The following is a 12,652-nucleotide window of genomic DNA, read 5'->3' on the forward strand; positions in this document are numbered from 1 at the left end:
CCGGAATCGAGGGTGGTCTACCCATGCCTGACTCTCCTTCAGGACCTACATAACGGCCCTGCCACTAAGTCTGACGCGCGACACTTGGAACCGAACTCCCACTCGTGGAAGGACATGCCGTCGTAGACCTCGGCGTCGCTCTCGACGAAGTTCTTCCACGCCTTCGAGCCGATGACGGCATCGGATTGCTTGAGCGGAAGCATCGAGACCTCGACGAGCGGGTACTGGTCGGGCTGGTAGGTCGGCAGGAAGAGTGCGATGTCGATGACGTCGGTCTGCAGCGCATGCGTCTCGCCCTTGAGCTCGACGAGCTCACCGCCTGTGAACGACTGGAAGGTCACCGCGCCGTCGGTCGCTTTCTCGACTTCTTCCATCCACGGGACGACCCCCTCGGTCCACGCCAGATTCTGGCTGCTGAGTCCGGAGGCGACGCGCAGCACCAGCGGGTCGGATTCGGCTTCTGCAGAGCAACCGGCGACGAGCATCAGCGATGACAACGCGGCGACTGCCGAGGCGACGAGACGACGTCTCATGTGGTCATAACCTCCTCATTAAGTTCACGAGTGGTGGCGGTTGTGATCCGCCTTACACGCTATGCGGACTAAGGGCTGTGCCAAATCCTGTCCACGAAGTGGGATCCGGATGTCGCTCAGCAGAACTCAGCGACTCAGTCATGGCACCAACCGGATCTAAACATCATTACAACTTTAATGTTGCCATGATTACAAAGTGTGTCTAGTCTCACATCCATGGCGCGAGCGAAGCATGTCGAGATCCGCGAGTGGATCGAGAGCGAGATCCACAGCGGTCGGCTCGTGGTGGGCGATCGTCTGCCATCGGAGCGGGTACTCATGGAGCGCTTCGACGTCAGCCGCAACCCGGTTCAGACTGCCATGTCCAAACTCGTCGAAACCGGTCTGGTCCAACGTCGGCGGGGCTCCGGCACGATCGTGGCGTCAACAGGTTTGCGCAGCAGCCTGATGCGTCTGCTCCACGCGTCCACCGATGGCCCAGAGGTCGAGGGTCTGCACCGCGTCGTCGGAACTCGGGTCATCGCTGCGGAGAAACATCCGCTCGCCCTCGACCTGTTCCCGGTCGGCACCCCGGTGGCAGAGCTTGTGCGCGTAAAGCTCGACAGTTCCTCGCGCGGCATCGTCGTCGAGCGCTGCGTCCTCGACCTGTCTGTCGCCCCGAACATCCTCAACGAGGACCTAGCGGTCCTGACAACCGCGGTGTACTACACGTCGATCGGAATCGCACAGCTCAGAGCATCGAGCATCCTTTCCGCGACTCTCCTCGATGAGCCGGACGCAGAACGTCTCGATCTCGACCTGACGACTCCCGTAGTCAGGCAAGTGCGAACACTGCATACCGGGAACGGTCAGCCGGTTGAACGTCTTGAAATGCTTTTCCACCCCACCAAACTCACTTTGGAGGTCACGCAAATTGAACACTGAGAAACCTGCAACCCAGAAACAGATCGAAGGCGAGCAACGACGTGTCGCCGTCGTCGGAGCTGGAATCATCGGCACGATGTCGGCCTGGCAGTTGGCGCAGCGCGGACACTCCGTCACCGTCTACGACCAGTGGAACACACCCAACGATCGGGGCGCCTCTGCCGGCGAGTCCCGCATCTTCCGGACTCTGTACAAGGAGGGCCCGGAGTACGTCGAGTTCATCCAGCGCTCCGGCGAGAAGTGGCAGGAGCTCGAGTCCGCGCAGAGCGTGCATGTGCTCGAATGGTGCGGCGGTCTCACCATCGGCCGCCCTGACCACCCCGACGTCGCCGCCGTTCTCGAATGCGCTGACGAGCTCGACCTCGACCACCGGGTCCTCGATGCCGACGCCATGCGAAATGAGTTTCCCGCGTACGGCGTCGATGACGATGAGATTGGCGTGTTCGACCCCAATGCTGGAGTCTTTCGTCCTGAACTCGCAGTGCTCGCAGCGCGCAACGAGAGCATCCGATTGGGTACAACGTACCGTCCGTACAGCGAGGTGCTGAATATCCGACCCCTCGCAGACCGAGTCATGGTGCACACTGCAGACAGCGCCGATGCGTTTGACTCGATTGTCATCGCGACAGGACCGTGGGCTGCCGAACTATCAGGCCTCAGCGCCGGGACCATCTTCAACAAGCAGCTCGTCGGCTGCTGGTTCCCAGCCGCTGACGTTGCAGTTCACGAACCGTCACGAATGCCGATCTCCATCCGCCGACACCCAGAAGGCGCGTTCTCCGGTTTCCCGTGTCTCGACGGCGTCGGCGTGAAGATCCTGACCCATCATCTCGAATGGCCTCGCATCGACAATGTCGACAGCCTCTCGCGTTTCGTCGATCCGGCGTTCGTCCGCTCCGCTGAGACCGCGGTCGCCCGCCTCATGCCCGGGCTCGATCCGACAGCAGTCCGAGTATCGACATGGACGGAAGGGTTCACTCCTGACGGTGCGCCGATCGTCGGACCCAGCCCGATCGATGATCGAATCGTCCTCGCGGTGGGCATGTCCGGTCAGGGATTCAAATTCTCACCCATGGTCGGTTCGGTCGTCGCCGACATCATCACGTCGGGAGCGTCCAACGATGCGCTCGACATCATGAATCCGTCCCGTTTCACCACTGGAGCCTCATCATGAACTTCGGCACTATCGCCCTTGTCACCGTCACTGCGTGCATCGTCCTCGGCATCGGCGCTTGGATCTCATTCTATGTCGGCAAGAAACACAATACGGAGGACGACTGGCTGGTCGGTGGACGCAGCCTGCCGATGATCGTCGTCGCGTTCACCCAGTACGCCACTGCAGTCGGTGGTGGCGTGCTCGTCGCGCACGTCGGTATCAGCTATGCGTGGGGTCTGTCGGTCTTCTGGTACGAGCTCTTCGTCATCGTCGGCATGCTCATCATCGCGATGTTCGCTAACTGGCTCCGAAAGGGCCGGTTCTCCACGATCCCTGAAGTCTTCACCCGACTGTACGGGCAGAACAAGGCGCTCCTGTCCATCGTGGCTATCGCGGTGATCCTCGTGCCCTTCGGGTGGCTGGCCACCCAGTTCGTGGCCTTCGCGAATCTCTTCAGCGAGGTCACTGGCATTCCGTTCACCCCGCTCATCATCGCCATGGCGATCATCAGTCTGCTGTTCGTTCTGCCCGGCGGGCTCACCTCCGTTGCATGGTCGGACTTCTTCTTCGGCGTCTTCATGGTCGGCACGTCCATTGTGATCGCCGTGTATGCGGTCATGAGTGCAGGTGGCTGGGGCCAGGTCGTCGAGAACGTGCCGGACGACATGTTCACCATGCCTCAGGGTCTGACGCTGGCCGGTGCCGGCACCATCGTCCTATGGTTCTTCGCCATCGTCCCCGGCACGCTCACCAATCAGCTGTACTACCAGCGCGTTTTCGCGTCCAAATCCGGAAAGGACGCACGCTCGTCCCTCTACCTCGGAGCGATCATGGTGATGATCGCCGGCGTCTACGCATTCTTCATCGGCGTGTCCGTCCGAGCGATGAACCCTTCCCTCGGTGAAGACGGTCGAGAGATGGCCGCCGGATGGTTCCTCACCCAGGTTCCCACGTGGTTGCTGGCCCTCTACGGCGCGTTCCTCATGGCGACTATCGTCTCCACGACAGGGTCAGCGCTGCAGTCCGTCGTGGCAAACCTCATCAATGACCTCCGCGGGGCGCTCATCAAGGAGAAGACGACTCAGAAGAAGACCATCTCGCTGTCCCGCTGGTGCACCGTTGGCGTCACGGTGATCGCAGCAACGCTGGCGATCATCTACCCGCGCGCACTCGAATGGCTCGTTGCTACGTACGCATATTCGGCATCGATCCTCGCTGTCCCGATGCTCCTCGGCATCATCCTCTCGAAGCGCTTCCGAGTACCGGTGCAGGTGGCGTTCCTCTCGATGGGTGTCGGACTTGCAGCCTGCGGGGTTGCATACCTCATGGGCACGACAGTCCCCTATGCAGTTTTCGGGATCATCGGCAGCGGGATCGCCTACGCGGTCGCTCTTGCGATCTGGAAGCCTGCACGCTCGGAGGGCGGTCATGTCGTCGAAGACAACCCGTCACAGGACTCGCCAGCACCCATCTCGACCCAGGACGGTGAGCGCGCATGAAGATCATCGTCATCGGCGCCGGAATTCTCGGCCTGACTGCCGCTTACTCGCTGTCCGAGCGCGGGCACGAGGTCGTAGTGCTGGAGAAAGAAGCTCCGTTTGCCGGCGCCAGCCACCGCTCGTTCGCATGGCTCAATGCGAACAACAAGTTCCCTCGCTCGTATTACCAGATCAACCGATCAGGACTCGACGAGCACAAACGGTTGCAGTTGGAGTTCCCATCGGACCGAACGTGGTTCCACCCATCTGGAAACGTGCTGGTCGATTTCACCGAAACCCGCACCGCGACGTACGAGAAGCGGATCAGCGATGCGAAAGAAATGGGATATCCGGTCGAAATGATCGATCTTTCCACGTTGCGTGCACTCGAGCCATCGATTCAGTGGCCCGAGAAGATCGAGTCTGCGCTCTTCTATCCAGAAGAGGCATGGCTCGACAACGACGTGCTCGGTGAGGAGATCGTCCGGGTGCTGGGCGAACGAGGCGTCGAGATCCGGATCGCACAGGTGGCGAGCATCGAATCCGATGATCGTGGAGCGCAGGTGAACCTGACAGATGGAACTGGAATCTCGGCAGATTTCTCGGTCCTCGCCACCGGCGCGTGGTCGAGAGAATTGGCACAGGCGTCCGGCCTCTTCGTCCCCGTTGCGGACCTTGCCGAGCAGTCCACGCGCACGCACAGTCTTCTCGGACTCACCGAGCCGGTGACCGTTCCGCTTCAGCGGATCGTGATCTCAGACCGCCTCAACGTCCGGCCACGTCACGACGGCAGGATGTGGGTGCAGGTCGCCCGCCTCGAAGAGCGCGTGACAGAGGGTCAGAATCAACGCATGCTCGATGAGGTTGCTTCCGAAATGGAGGTTGAGCTCGAGCGATTCTTCGGACAGAAGGTCCCGATGGAGAAGGTGTACTACTCCGGCCGCAGCTTCCCAGAGGACGGTCATTCGATCGTCGGCTTCCTCGATGAGCCACGAAAGGTGTACACGATCGTCACCCACTCCGGTATGACGCTCGGTCCACTCTTCGGCAGACTTGCGGCCGAAGAGCTCGAGGGACAGGATTCGGAACTCTTGGCCGACTTCCGTCCCTCGCGATTCGCCGGCCGCGAAGTCGAGCCGGCGGAGTTCGACTACTTCATCGGTCGGCAATGAGTGCGGCCTGACTCTCGCGCTTCAACGTCGCCGGGTGTCCCTCGTCAAGCTTGTGGGACACCCGGCGAGGTCTATGGTGTTAACCCACTCATCGAAATGAGCTCCTAGAACTCCGCGCGTTGAAAACGCTTCACCCCACCCCGAGCTCCCGCGCGATGAGCATGAGCTGCACTTCGGTGGTCCCCTCGCCGACCTCGAGGATCTTCGAGTCGCGGTAGTGGCGGGCGACGAGGTACTCGTTCATGAAGCCGTAGCCGCCGTGGATCTGGGTGGCGTCGCGCGCGTTGTCCATCGCGGCATCGCCGGCGACGAGCTTCGCGATCGAGGCCTCCTTCTTGAACGGCAGGCCGGCGAGCATCCGTGAGGCCGCCAGGTAGTACGCCGCCCTGGCCGCCACCACACGCGCCTCCATGCGAGCCAGCTTGAACGAGATCCCCTGGTACTCCCCGATCGGCTTCCCGAAAGACCTCCGCTCGTTCGCGTACTTCACCGACTCGTCCACGCAGCCCTGCGCAGCGCCGACGGACAGCGCAGCGACTGCGATGCGGCCCTCGTCGAGGATGCGGAGGAAGTTCGCGTAGCCGCGGCCCCGCTCCCCCAGCAGATTCTCCTCCGGCACCTTCACGTTGTCGAAGGTCAGCGGATGAGTGTCCGAGGAGTTCCAGCCGACCTTGTCATATGCCGGCTCCACGGTGAACCCGGGCGTGCCGGACGGGATCATGATCGTCGAGATCTCCGGCTTCACCACCCCGTCCTTGCCCGTCCGGGTGCCGGTCACCGCGGTGGCGGTGACGAGCCGGGTGATGTCGGTCCCGGAATTCGTGATGAAGCACTTGCCGCCGTTGACCGTCCACATGCCGCCTTCGAGCACGGCCCGGGTCTTCGTGCCGCCGGCATCGGAGCCGGCCTCGGGTTCGGTGAGGCCGAAGGCCGCCAGGCCGGAGCCGTCGGTGAGCTGGGGCAGCCATGCGCGCTTCTGCTCCTCGGTGCCGAACCGGTGGATGGGCATGGCACCCAGCGACACCCCGGCCTCGAGCGTGATCGCGAGCGACTGGTTGACCCGCGCGATCTCCTCGATCGCCAGGCACAGCGCGAAGTAGTCCCCGCCCATCCCGCCGTGCTCCTCCGCGAACGGCAGGCCGAACAGGCCCATCTGCCCCATCTTCGCCACGAGCTCATAGGAGAATTCGTGCTTGGCGTCGAGCTCCGCGCTCACCGGCGCGACGTCGTCATCGGTGAACTTCGCGACACCCTTCCGCAGCGACTCGTACTCATCGGGGAGCATTCCGGGGGTGAAGGTCGTGGTCATGACTGGCCGTCCTTGTCTGTCGAAGATGCGTCGGTGGAGGAATCGCTGGTCTCAGAAGTGTCGGTGCCCGCGTCATCGGTCACGGTGGCAAGCAGCTCGTCGAGCGCCACCTGGGCGCCAGCGGCGGTGCGGAGGTGCACGGTGCCGGCCATGGGCGCGGTGAGGACGTGCTCCATCTTCATCGCCTCGACGACGATGAGCGGCTGGCCCGCCTCGACCGCCTCGCCGTCCGCGGCGCGCACGTCGATGACGAAGCCGGGCATGGGGGCGGTGACCTCTGCGCCGGCCTCCCCGGGGTCGAGCGTCGGGTCGGCGACCGCGCGGGTGAACCGGAAGATCCCGGTCTCCGAGCGGACCCAGATCTCCAGGGTCGGCCGCTGCGCGCGGGAGTCGATCACCCGGGTCGTCCACACGTGCGCCCGCCGGTCCACCCCGTCCTCCCGGACCGTGATCTCCCGGCCGCGGGGCGCCTGGGCCGAGGTGCCCGCGGGCCTCGCAACACCGGCACCTGCCGTGCCCCCACCACCACTGCCGGCCCCGTCGCGTTCGAACCGGGCGAGGTCGACATTCTCGAGGTCGACCCCGATCAGGCGCTCGTCGCCCTCGTGGGTCAGCGGCACGCGGAGCACCGCTGGCTGGGAGGTGCGCCAACTGCTCGGCCGGTTCCACACGCTGTCCGAAGTCCGGGCCTTCGTCGCGTCCCCGAGCACGGCGAGCGCGGCAAAGGCCCAGTCCGCCTCGCTCGGCGTGTGCTCGATCTCGCTGCCCGTGCTCATCCGGTCGATGAGCCCGGTGTCGAGTTCGCCTGCCACCACGTCCTCGCGGCTCAGCAGGGTGCGGAGGAAGTCGATGTTCGTCACGATGCCGGGCACCGCGGAGCGCTGCAGGGCGTCGCGGAGCTTCGCGACGGCCGCCGGGCGGTCCGGGGCGTGGACGATGAGCTTGGCGATCATCGGGTCGTAATCCGTGGCGATCCGCTGCCCGGCGTCCAGCCCAGCGTCCACGCGGACGCCCTCCCCTTCCGGGAACACGACGTCGAGGGCGGTGCCGCCGGTGGGCAGGAAGCCGCGGGCGGGATCCTCGGCGTAGATCCGGGCCTCGATCGCGTGCCCGGTGAGCGTGACCTCGTCCTGGGCGAAATCGATGCGCTGCCCGGCCCCGATCCGCAGCTGCCATTCGACGAGGTCGAATCCGGTGACCTCCTCGGTGACGGGGTGCTCGACCTGGAGGCGGGTGTTCATCTCCATGAAGAAGAACTCCTCCGGATTGTCGGCGGCGACGATGAACTCCACCGTGCCCGCCCCCCGGTAGCCCACCGAACGCGCCGTGTTGCAGGCGGCCTCGCCGATGCGCGCCCGGGTCGCCGCATCGAGCAGTGCTGAGGGTGCTTCCTCGATGACCTTCTGGTGGCGGCGCTGGAGGGAGCATTCGCGCTCGCCGAGGTGGACGACGGTGCCGTGCTCGTCGGCGAGCACCTGCACCTCGATGTGGCGCGGCGTGGCGACGAGCCGTTCGAGGAACAGCGTGTCGTCGCCGAACGAGTTCGCCGCCTCGCGCCGGGCGGCCCTGAGCGCGGCCGGGAGGTCAGCGGCATCGAACACCGCGTGCATCCCCTTGCCGCCGCCCCCGGCCGAGGGCTTGATGAGGACGGGGAAGCCGACGTCCTCGGCTGCGGTGATGAGCTGCTCGTCGGTGAGTCCCGCCTCGGCGACCCCGGGGACCAGGGGCACCCCGTGGGCGGCGACGGCCTGCTTGGCGGTGATCTTGTCACCCATGGTGCGGATCGCAGCCGCAGTGGGGCCGAGGAACACGATCCCGGCGTCCTCGCAGGCAGCGGCGAACGCGGCGTTCTCCGACAGGAAGCCGTAGCCGGGGTGGATCGCCTGCGCGCCGGTGGCCCGGGCGGCGGCGATCACCTTTCCGATGTCGAGGTAGGACTCACTCGCGGCTGCCGGGCCGAGCCGCACGGCGGTGTCGGCGGCGCGCACGTGCGCAGCGTCGGCGTCCGCGTCGGAGTAGACGGCGACGGTGCGGATGCCGAGCCTGCGGCAGGTGCGGATGACGCGCAGCGCGATCTCGCCGCGGTTGGCGATGAGTACGGTGTCGAAGAGCATGTCACATCCTGAAGACGCCGTAGCCGGGCGCATCGAGTGGGCGGGTCAGCGGTGAGTAGCGGCACGCCTCGAGGGCGAGCGCGAGGACGCGGCGGGTGTCACCGGGTTCGATGATCCCGTCGTCCCACAGCCGGGCGGTCGAGTAGTAGGGGTTGCCCTGCTGCTCGTACTGCTCGAGGATCGGGGCCTTGAACGCGGCCTCCTCCTCGGCCGGCCAGTCCTCGCCGCGGGCCTCGTACTGGTCGCGGGTGACGGTGGCGAGCACACCGGCAGCCTGCTCCCCGCCCATGACGGAGATCCGGGCGTTGGGCCACATCCACAGGAAGCGCGGGGAGTAGGCGCGCCCGCACATCGAGTAGTTGCCGGCCCCGTAGGAGCCGCCGATGACCACGGTGAACTTCGGCACGCGGGCGGTGGCGACGGCGTTGACCATCTTCGCCCCGTGCTTGGCGATGCCGCCGGCCTCGTAGTCGCGGCCGACCATGAACCCGGAGATGTTCTGGAGGAACACGAGCGGGGTGTCGCGCTGGTCGCACAGCTCGATGAAGTGCGTGCCCTTCATCGCCGACTCCCCGAACAGCACGCCGTTGTTCGCGATGATGCCCACGGGGTGGCCGTCGATGCGGGCGAACCCGGTGACGAGCGTGGAGCCGTACTCGGCCTTGAACTCGTGGAACTGCGAGCCGTCGACGATCCGCGCGATGACCTCGCGCACGTCGTAGGGGACCTTCGAGTCGACGGGGACCACCGCGGTGAGCTCCGCGGGGTCCCAGGCGGGTGATTCGGGGGCGGCCCGCTCCCAGGCCGGGGCCGGGCGGGGGGCGAGGGTGGTGACGATGTCGCGCATGATCTCGAGCGCGTGCGGGTCGTTCGCCGCGAGGTGGTCGGTCACACCCGAGGTGCGGGAGTGGAGCGCTCCCCCGCCGAGCTCCTCGGCGGTGACGACCTCGCCGGTGGCGGCCTTGACCAGGGGCGGGCCGCCGAGGAAGATCGTCCCCTGCTCGTTGACGATGATCGACTCATCGGCCATCGCCGGGACGTAGGCGCCGCCGGCGGTGCACGAGCCGAGCACCGCGGCGAGCTGCGGGATGCCGGCGGCGGACAGGGTGGCCTGGTTGTAGAAGATCCGGCCGAAGTGCTCGCGGTCGGGGAACACCTCGTCCTGGTTGGGCAGGTTCGCGCCCCCGGAGTCGACGAGGTAGATGCAGGGCAGGCGGTTGTCCTTGGCGACCTCCTGCGCGCGGAGGTGCTTCTTCACGGTGATCGGGTAGTAGGTGCCGCCCTTGACGGTGGCGTCGTTGGCGACGATGACGCACTCCCGGCCGGCGACCCGGCCGATCCCGGTGATGATGCCGGCGCCGGGCGAGGCGTCGTCGTACATCCCGTTCGCCGCGAGCGGGGAGAACTCGAGGAACGGCGAGCCGGGGTCGAGGAGCTGCTCGACGCGGTCGCGCGGCAGGAGCTTGCCGCGGTCGAGGTGCCGCTGCCGGGACTTCTCGGACCCGCCGCGCGCGGTGGCGGCGATCCGCTCACGGAGCTCGGCGATGAGCTCGGCGTGCGCCGAGGCGTGGGTGGCGCCAGTGGTCGTGTTCAGCGGTGAACCGATCACTTTCATGGATGATCCCCATTTCAGTTAATTGCGGCTAACTCAGTTGGTATCCTAGCGACCATGAGCACGATGGACAAGGGAACGGGCGCGACGATGCGGCAGACCGCGAAGGCCCGGCGGCGGCAGGCGATCCTCGACCACGCCAAGCGACTGTTCGCCGCCTCGGGATTCCGGGCGGTGTCGATCGAGGAGATCGGGGCGGGCGCGGGGATCTCCGGTCCGGCGGTCTACCGGCACTTCGGGTCGAAGGAGGACATCCTCGCCGAGCTGCTCGTCGGGATCTCGGAGTACCTCCATGCCGGGGGCGCGGAGATCGCGGCCGGCGGGGGCGGGCCGGAAGGTGTGGGCGCCTCGGCCGGGGACGGCGCGGTGGTGCGGGAGAGCGACCCGGCGGGCGTCCTGCGGCGGCTCGTCGACTTCCACCTCGCGTTCGCGCTCGGCGAGCCCGAGCTCATCCGGATCCAGGACCGGGACCTCGCCTCGCTGCCGGCCGAGGCGCGCAGCAGCCTGCGCCGCCTGCAGCGGCAGTATGTGTCGCTGTGGGTCGCCGCGCTGAGGCGGCAGGCACCCGGGTTGTCGGAGGACGCTGCGACAGTGACGATCCACGCGGTGTTCGGCATGGTGAACTCGACGCCCTACGTCGTGCGCCGGATCGACACGGCGGTGGTCGCCGAACGTCTCCGCGCCGCGGCGCTGGCGACGCTGGGAGTCGCCGACGTGGTTGCTTACCGGAAGTGATTGTGGGCCGGTGACTCACGGTCGACGGGGACTCAGGACACATGGCCCTTCTCATCCGCCTCCGGAGCAGGGGCGGCGCTCGCTGGCGAACACAGCCGCCGGGGCCGGCGTCGGCCGGGACATCGCCGGTATTCACGATCTCCTGCCAGGTGAGCCCGTCGGTGAAGGTGAGGAGCGGCACCTTGCTCGAGCAAGGAGAAGGTGACACCCAGCCTCACCTCGGTCCCCGGGAACCAGCACCAGAACCTTTGACGATAGAACCTGGGAGTTCTATAGTTTGGTCATGTGGGTCGTTGACATCGAACTGATCTCAGAATGGCTCGCGTCACTCGATGACGACTCCCGCGAACACGTCGTCGCAGCTGTCGAACTTCTCGAGGAACATGGTCCGCACCTGGGGCGTCCACTTGTGGACACCGTGGTCGCATCTCGCCACCGGAACATGAAGGAACTGCGACCGGGCTCGAGCGGCCGGTCGGAGCTGCGAATCCTCTTCGCCTTCGACCCGCGTCGCCACGCGATCCTCTTGATCGCTGGAGACAAGGCGGGACGCTGGAAGAGCTGGTATCGGAGACACATCCCGAGTGCCGACGACCTCTTCGATGAACATCTGCGCACCATGGAAGGAAAGTGACCATTATGGCAATGAAGATCAACGAGTTCCTTGCCGAGCACCCGATCGATCGCGAACGCGTCGATGCGCACAAGGAACGGATGCTCAGCGAAGTGCGCGCCTACCGACTCCGTGAACTGCGGGCCGATGCTGGTCTGACTCAAGTGGAGGTGGCACAACGGATCGGCGTCTCACAGCGCCAGGTCTCGAAGATCGAGCGCGGCGACCTCGAGAGTACGAAGATCGGCACGATTCGCCGCTACCTGGAAGCGGTGGGCGGCGACCTCGCCATCGAATTCGTCACCGGAGACTCACGGGTTCAGGTCGCCTGACACCCGTTCCCACCACTCAGGCGGCGATACAGGACCGGAGGTGCGTCTCGATGGTGTCGGCGGTCCAGCCGTGGGCCTCGCGCAGGCCGTTGCTCAGCATCGACAGGTACGGGGTCGAGGGCACGGTGTGCTCGACGGCGGCACTGCCGTGGGGTGCGGTGAAGGTCAGCATCGGGGTGCCCTCACGGCGGCCGACGTCGATGAGCGTCTCGTAGTGGCCGGGGCCGGCCCGGTGGCGGGCGTTCTCCTCCAGGCCGACGACGATCTCCTCGATCGGGTCCTCGGGGTCCGGGATGCGGTGCATCTCCTGCGCGGCGATGTCGGCGAACTGCCCGGCGGTCACCAGATAGGCCTTGGCCGGGGTCGGGCCGGGCACGTCGTGGTCGTAGAACGCCATCCCGCCACCGCCCCACACGCGGGACTCACCGGCGAAGTAGAGGCTGCCCGGCAGGTCGACGCCCGCCTCGGCGCGGGGCATCGAGGGGTCGCGCGCTCCCCGGTAGGTCACCTGCGCGCCCGGCGGCCGGCCGCCCTGCAGATAGCAGGCGAGGCGCTCGCGCGACATATTGGATCCATAGCTGACGTACCAGACAAGTGTTTCAGACACTCTCTCTACGCTGGTGGCTCGGACGGCGTCGTTCAAGCTCACACGGGGTTTCGGCGTCGATGACCAG

General features: G+C 66.0%; 12 protein-coding genes. 7 read left to right on the forward strand and 5 right to left on the reverse strand.

The window, feature by feature from the left end; all coding sequences use genetic code 11:
* Window positions 1-38 precede the first annotated feature (38 nt).
* The gene (locus tag ABD883_RS04270) at window positions 39-533 is read right to left on the reverse strand and encodes a hypothetical protein (protein WP_345030142.1); all 495 of its coding nucleotides are present in this window, start codon (window positions 531-533) and stop codon (window positions 39-41) included.
* Window positions 534-749: 216 nt separating this feature from the next.
* Here ABD883_RS04270 and ABD883_RS04275 point away from each other — a divergent pair, with 216 nt between their 5' ends.
* The 4 genes from ABD883_RS04275 to ABD883_RS04290 are packed head-to-tail and all read left to right on the forward strand — an operon-like array spanning window position 750 to window position 5,263.
* Window positions 750-1,457 (forward strand): GntR family transcriptional regulator, encoded by a 708-nt coding sequence (locus tag ABD883_RS04275; RefSeq protein ID WP_345030144.1) that lies wholly within the window; start codon window positions 750-752, stop codon window positions 1,455-1,457.
* Window positions 1,447-2,631, forward strand: coding sequence for an N-methyl-L-tryptophan oxidase (gene solA, locus ABD883_RS04280; protein ID WP_345030146.1), 1,185 nt, complete (start codon window positions 1,447-1,449; stop codon window positions 2,629-2,631). Before ABD883_RS04275 ends, solA begins: the two co-directional genes overlap by 11 nt.
* Window positions 2,628-4,112 carry a sodium:solute symporter family protein gene (locus tag ABD883_RS04285; RefSeq protein ID WP_345030148.1) on the forward strand — a complete coding sequence of 495 codons (1,485 nt, stop codon included), beginning with the start codon at window positions 2,628-2,630 and terminating at the stop codon, window positions 4,110-4,112. The genes solA and ABD883_RS04285 overlap by 4 nt, the downstream gene beginning before the upstream one ends.
* On the forward strand, window positions 4,109-5,263 hold the full coding sequence (locus ABD883_RS04290) for an NAD(P)/FAD-dependent oxidoreductase (protein WP_345030150.1): 1,155 nt from the start codon (window positions 4,109-4,111) through the stop codon (window positions 5,261-5,263). The genes ABD883_RS04285 and ABD883_RS04290 overlap by 4 nt, the downstream gene beginning before the upstream one ends.
* Before the next feature lie 130 nt (window positions 5,264-5,393).
* On the opposite strand, the gene ABD883_RS04295 is transcribed toward ABD883_RS04290, so the two are convergent.
* From ABD883_RS04295 to ABD883_RS04305, 3 genes are read right to left on the reverse strand one after another with little or no spacing between them, the layout of a single operon-like run.
* A complete protein-coding gene (locus ABD883_RS04295; protein WP_345030152.1) occupies window positions 5,394-6,572 on the reverse strand; it encodes an acyl-CoA dehydrogenase family protein in 1,179 nt (392 codons plus the stop codon).
* A complete protein-coding gene (locus ABD883_RS04300; protein WP_345030153.1) occupies window positions 6,569-8,686 on the reverse strand; it encodes an acetyl/propionyl/methylcrotonyl-CoA carboxylase subunit alpha in 2,118 nt (705 codons plus the stop codon). The genes ABD883_RS04295 and ABD883_RS04300 overlap by 4 nt, the downstream gene beginning before the upstream one ends.
* Before the next feature lies 1 nt (window position 8,687).
* Complete coding sequence (locus ABD883_RS04305) at window positions 8,688-10,301, reverse strand: carboxyl transferase domain-containing protein (RefSeq protein ID WP_345030154.1); 1,614 nt, start codon at window positions 10,299-10,301, stop codon at window positions 8,688-8,690.
* A 54-nt stretch (window positions 10,302-10,355) separates the two neighbouring features.
* Between ABD883_RS04305 and ABD883_RS04310 the strand changes: the two genes are divergently transcribed.
* From ABD883_RS04310 to ABD883_RS04320, 3 genes are all read left to right on the forward strand, one after another.
* Window positions 10,356-11,033, forward strand: a complete 678-nt coding sequence (locus tag ABD883_RS04310; RefSeq protein ID WP_345030155.1) for a TetR/AcrR family transcriptional regulator — start codon at window positions 10,356-10,358, stop codon at window positions 11,031-11,033.
* A gap of 283 nt (window positions 11,034-11,316) precedes the next feature.
* Window positions 11,317-11,667, forward strand: a complete 351-nt coding sequence (locus ABD883_RS04315) for a type II toxin-antitoxin system RelE/ParE family toxin (protein ID WP_137318085.1) — start codon at window positions 11,317-11,319, stop codon at window positions 11,665-11,667.
* Window positions 11,668-11,678: 11 nt separating this feature from the next.
* Window positions 11,679-11,978 carry a helix-turn-helix domain-containing protein gene (locus ABD883_RS04320; protein ID WP_254668848.1) on the forward strand — a complete coding sequence of 100 codons (300 nt, stop codon included), beginning with the start codon at window positions 11,679-11,681 and terminating at the stop codon, window positions 11,976-11,978.
* 16 nt (window positions 11,979-11,994) lie between these two features.
* On the opposite strand, the gene ABD883_RS04325 is transcribed toward ABD883_RS04320, so the two are convergent.
* Window positions 11,995-12,543 (reverse strand): histone deacetylase, encoded by a 549-nt coding sequence (locus ABD883_RS04325; RefSeq protein WP_276087679.1) that lies wholly within the window; start codon window positions 12,541-12,543, stop codon window positions 11,995-11,997.
* Between the last annotated feature and the right edge of the window lie 109 nt (window positions 12,544-12,652).

Origin of the sequence: Brevibacterium pityocampae (genome assembly GCF_039541555.1) — a bacterium.
In the GTDB taxonomy this organism is placed as follows: domain Bacteria; phylum Actinomycetota; class Actinomycetes; order Actinomycetales; family Brevibacteriaceae; genus Brevibacterium; species Brevibacterium pityocampae.